This window comes from Rickettsia sp. TH2014, from assembly GCF_019249195.1.
Lineage (GTDB): Bacteria > Pseudomonadota > Alphaproteobacteria > Rickettsiales > Rickettsiaceae > Rickettsia > Rickettsia felis.
Map to the genome: position 1 here is coordinate 1 of NZ_MXAX01000188.1, position 4,434 is coordinate 4,434.

Sequence of the window (4,434 nt, forward strand, 5' to 3'; positions counted from 1 at the left end):
AGCTTTTTAATAGGCGTAACTGCAATATGGCGGCATGATCCTTCATTTTAATGGTCCTGAAATTCTAAATGATCCAGTTAAAAAAACGGCTTGGGATAATTTATGGATAGATTCTAATAATAATGAAGCAAGAAATTTGTTAAGTCAATTAACTGAGAATGATGTAAAATGTTTAGCAGATATTTTAGATCAGTTTTAAAAGGAAAATTTTTGATATTAAAATTTGCTTTATTTTTGTAATACCTTACTTATATAAATCAAGCTGGCGGAGAGAGGGGGATTCGAACCCCCGACACGTTGCCGTGAACACGCTTTCCAGGCATGCGCCTTAAACCGCTCGGTCCATCTCTCCAAAATTTTTAGCATTGCCTGTATGGCTTTCTATGTTATTCTCACAAGGTATTTGCGTGGATCAATTTCACCTATGTCGTCATACCGTGGCTTGACCACAGGATCCAGTTAAAAATATTAGTATTTTTTATTGTTTTTTGGATATCGTAGTCAAGCCACGGTATAACACCGAATGCGTTTTTCGCTCCACGCAACAATACCACTCGCAATGACAACTCGGTATTCATGCTGGTAATGCTAAGACTTATTCTTAGAAAAAATATTATTAGCTTCTTCTAGCTCATTTTTAGTATTAACACCAACAATTAAATCATGATCAGTAGACAATAAATATGAAACTTTTTCACCATGATTTTTGCATATTTTTACTATTTCAGTTAAATAAACTTCCTTATTACCGTTAGTATTAGTAGCAAATAAAGGTAAGTATTTATTTAAAATTCCGCTACTGAAAGCCATAATACCTGAATTACAGAGTTTTATATTTTTCTCTTCTTCACTTGCGTTTTTATGTTCGATTATCTCTAAGAATTCACCATTTTTATCAGTAGCTATTCTTCCATATTGAGCCGGATTTGCTCTCTCAAAGCTTAAAGTCACTAATGCAGAATTAGTAAGGCTTAAATAATCTATTAATTCATGTATAAGTTTTGGAGTAATAAGAGGATGATCACCGTATAAAACTAATATTGTTTTATTTTTATCAATTAAATCTATTGCTGCATGAGTAGCATGAGCTGTGCCTTTAGGTTCCTCTTGCAGTACAAAGCGACACATATTTTCATAGGACGTTAAATGTTTTTTAAGTTCTTCTGAATAAACTATAATTACATCATTTGTGATGTTAAGCGAATTCTTTAATACTGTTTCAAGCATTGGAACTCCGCCGACTTTATGCATTACTTTCGGTAAATCGGATTCCATTCTAGTACCTTTACCGGCTGCTAAAATAATTATTTGATAATTTGCATCGTTATAAGTCATTCTTCTCCTTGTATTATTTCGTAAACATCATCAGATAATTCATAATTCCCGAAAACTCTTTGCACATCATCGCTGTCTTCTAAAATTTCCACAAGCTTTAGTAATTTTTCAGCTTTTTCCTTATCATCTATAATTATTGTATTTAATGGAATCCAGCCTATATAAGAGTCTTCAGGTATACCGTATTTGCCGGTTAAAAATTCTAGAACTTTAGAAAAATTTTCAATATCCGTATAGATTGTATGGAATATTTCATCAGATACGATATCATCCCCTCCAGCTTCTATGGCTGCCTCAAAAATATCTTCATTCGATGCTATGTTTGTTGGATACTGGATAACCCCGCAATGTTTGAATAAATAATTAACGCTACCTGTTTCACCTAAGCTGCCACCGTATTTGGTAAAACCGGAACGCACTTCGGCAGCAGTACGGTTTTTATTATCAGTTAAAGCTTCAACTATTATAGCAATACCATTCGGTGCATAACCTTCATATCTAATTTCCGTATAATTTTCGGTATTAGCATCGTCAGCACTATTAATAGCTTTGTCTATTCTTTCTTTTGGGAGATTTTGACTGCGTGCGGCGGTTAAAGCATGTCTAAGACGCGGATTATTTTCAGGGATATTAGAAGAACCGGTTTTAACTGCAGTAACTATTTCACGAATTAATTTAGTGAAAACTTTTGCTCTTTTTTTATCTTGAGCCCCTTTACGATGCTGAATATTTTTAAACTTTGAGTGACCGGCCATATTCTATCTAGAAACAATTAACCTTGTTTTGCTTTAAATCTTTTGTTTTTTTTATTTATTACAAAAATTTTGCCTCTTCTTTTAACAATTTGACAATCTTTATCACGTTTTTTTAGTGATTTTAATGAGCTAACGACTTTCATAGAATATACTTAATTACATTTAATTTGGACTAATAATAAACATTTTCATTTAATCAGTCAATTACCAATTTAAAGCATTTTAAAACAAAATACCATGTTTCATGGTTTTATTGACATATATTAATAAAATAATGTGTTATGTATTTATAAAAATTAAGAGATACCATATTTTATGGTTTTTTGAGTATAAATTTAACCCATAATTATAAAAAGGTCAAATTATGAAAAAATATTCGCCATATGATTTTAATCAAGCAACTATAAATGAAATCAAACAAAATGGAAGAAAATGGAGTTTAGACAAACCATATTATGATGAATTTCTTGTTGAATTACCGAAATTAGTTCAAAAATTTGATCTATCTGAAATAATTACAAAAGTAGATTATCCAGGTAAACATGTATCCATATTTAATGCAGTAGGGAAGCTAGCATCCTATGCTCAGCTTGCTAAATGGGCTGAGAATGCTATTAAAGATGTGCAGCAAGGTGAAAATGAAAAAGCTAATAATCAATGGAAAGCTATAAAAGCAGTGTTAGAGTATGCTAAAACATCAGGTATAGATTATTGTAGTTTAATAAGAGGTTGGGAAAATAATAAAGGAGCAGCACAAGGCGATCAGATACTAAAACTACTAGAGCACAATTTACAAGAAACAAAAAACCATAAAATTAAATCAAAAATATTTAGTCTTATATTAGAAGAAGCAAATAAAGGAGAATACGGTTTATACACTATTCCTAGTAATTATAAAAATAATGAAAATGTAAAACATGCAGTTGCAAAACATCAAGTATTTGTTAATGATGAGCTTGCAACATTAGCAGTATGTTGGGCTACTATAGAACCTACAGAAGAGTTATTTGAAGATGAATCTCTTGAAGAAGAATCAAATATTTCTCGTAACGATTTTACTCCACCGCCGGAAATGCCGCAATATATAGACCTTGGTAATTCTGAGCAACTTGCAGCATTGTTTAGTCAAGCAATAGCTCTCGCTAATAAAGCAACTTCAACACCTGGAAATTATCAAGCATGGCAAAATCATGCCGGTTCAATATTAAATAATGCAGAATTAGGTGAACAACCTTCTACTAGTTCAAATACCGCTAGCTCTAATACAGTAGTGTTTAATGTTAAAGAAAGTATTAATGAAATCAATAAGTTAATAAAAAATTACAAAATAGTAATCAGTGAAGAATATATAAATAGAGTCTTAGAAACCGAAGATGCAGAGATAATAGATCAAGCTTTAAATAAGCCTCACTTTATTAAACCAGGACTTCTCATAATAGTAGAAAATCTTACGAAATCATTAGGTAATCATTACGCTTCTCTGAATTTTGTAAGTAAATCTTTATTTGTAGAGTCAGATGAGTTTCAAAATTTAGCAGAATTTATAGAAGATTTACTACCTATATTAGATAAAGAAAGTAAAACTCTAAAATATGAATATTGTAAAGTAATAACAGAAGGAACAAGTAATCCATTACAAGTATTAGGTGCTATGTTTGGTGGAGAACCATTAAATCCATTAAAAATAGCAGCAGAAACATATATAAAATGGTATGAAGAACATTTTTCTAGAAGTGAAAATTTTGACACTACCGGAAGTAATTTAAACAACCATGAAGTCGATTCTTTAGGCGATACTTTACAGGCTGATCTTGATTTAGGTTAAGTTTTCAAATCTTAAATATCATAACTATCTTTGCTTCATAAGGGAAGTTATGATACTTGTCTTTTTTATTAAAAATAATTAATAATTTCTATACACAAATCTTATATTTTATTGACAAAATTTTACAAATTCTATATATTGCCGTTTTCAAAAATTCAGAATCCATATTCCATGGTTTTTTAAGATTTGAATTTAATTTAAATAAAGATATATTTTTGTGAAAGAGTCATTAGTTGAAAAATTAAAAAAAGATACAGTAAGACCACTAGAGACGACAGATTATTTGAGTATACTTATCGAAATTAAAAAGTTTATTGAAGCTAGTAATATTGATAATATAGCGTTAAGGCAAAGCTTGTTGTCCTTAGAGCAGGTTTCAAAAGAAGCAAAAAATAATAATGAAGCTATTATAAAAGGTAAGGACATATTAGAGTTACTTGCTCAAATTTACCGGTAACTAAAAGCGATCCATTAAATGTAGAAGTCAAGATTTAATCTTACAGACATTATAAAAATTAT

At 30.4% G+C, this 4,434-nt stretch carries 6 protein-coding genes and 1 tRNA gene; 3 read left to right on the top strand and 4 right to left on the bottom strand.

The window, feature by feature from the left end:
* The first annotated feature begins 34 nt into the window (after positions 1-34).
* Entirely contained in the window at positions 35-199 is a 165-nt protein-coding gene (locus KYQ89_RS03785; RefSeq protein ID WP_218460477.1) for a hypothetical protein, read from the top strand.
* 64 nt (positions 200-263) lie between these two features.
* Here KYQ89_RS03785 and KYQ89_RS03790 read toward each other — a convergent pair.
* The 4 genes from KYQ89_RS03790 to ykgO all read right to left on the bottom strand — a co-directional run bounded on the left by KYQ89_RS03790 (position 264) and on the right by ykgO (position 2,233).
* Positions 264-352: transfer RNA gene (locus tag KYQ89_RS03790), tRNA-Ser, on the bottom strand.
* 236 nt (positions 353-588) lie between these two features.
* Positions 589-1,335 carry a sugar phosphate nucleotidyltransferase gene (locus KYQ89_RS03795; RefSeq protein WP_218460478.1) on the bottom strand — a complete coding sequence of 249 codons (747 nt, stop codon included), beginning with the start codon at positions 1,333-1,335 and terminating at the stop codon, positions 589-591.
* Positions 1,332-2,090, bottom strand: coding sequence for a YebC/PmpR family DNA-binding transcriptional regulator (locus KYQ89_RS03800; protein WP_218460479.1), 759 nt, complete (start codon positions 2,088-2,090; stop codon positions 1,332-1,334). Before KYQ89_RS03800 ends, KYQ89_RS03795 begins: the two co-directional genes overlap by 4 nt.
* A 17-nt stretch (positions 2,091-2,107) precedes the next feature.
* Positions 2,108-2,233 (bottom strand): type B 50S ribosomal protein L36, encoded by a 126-nt coding sequence (ykgO, locus tag KYQ89_RS03805; protein WP_004998227.1) that lies wholly within the window; start codon positions 2,231-2,233, stop codon positions 2,108-2,110.
* 221 nt (positions 2,234-2,454) lie between these two features.
* On the opposite strand from ykgO, the gene KYQ89_RS07785 reads away from it, so the two are divergent.
* Positions 2,455-3,915, top strand: a complete 1,461-nt coding sequence (locus KYQ89_RS07785; protein WP_256621265.1) for a hypothetical protein — start codon at positions 2,455-2,457, stop codon at positions 3,913-3,915.
* Between the two features lie 217 nt (positions 3,916-4,132).
* Positions 4,133-4,372 carry a hypothetical protein gene (locus KYQ89_RS03815; RefSeq protein ID WP_218460480.1) on the top strand — a complete coding sequence of 80 codons (240 nt, stop codon included), beginning with the start codon at positions 4,133-4,135 and terminating at the stop codon, positions 4,370-4,372.
* The last annotated feature ends 62 nt before the right edge of the window (positions 4,373-4,434 follow it).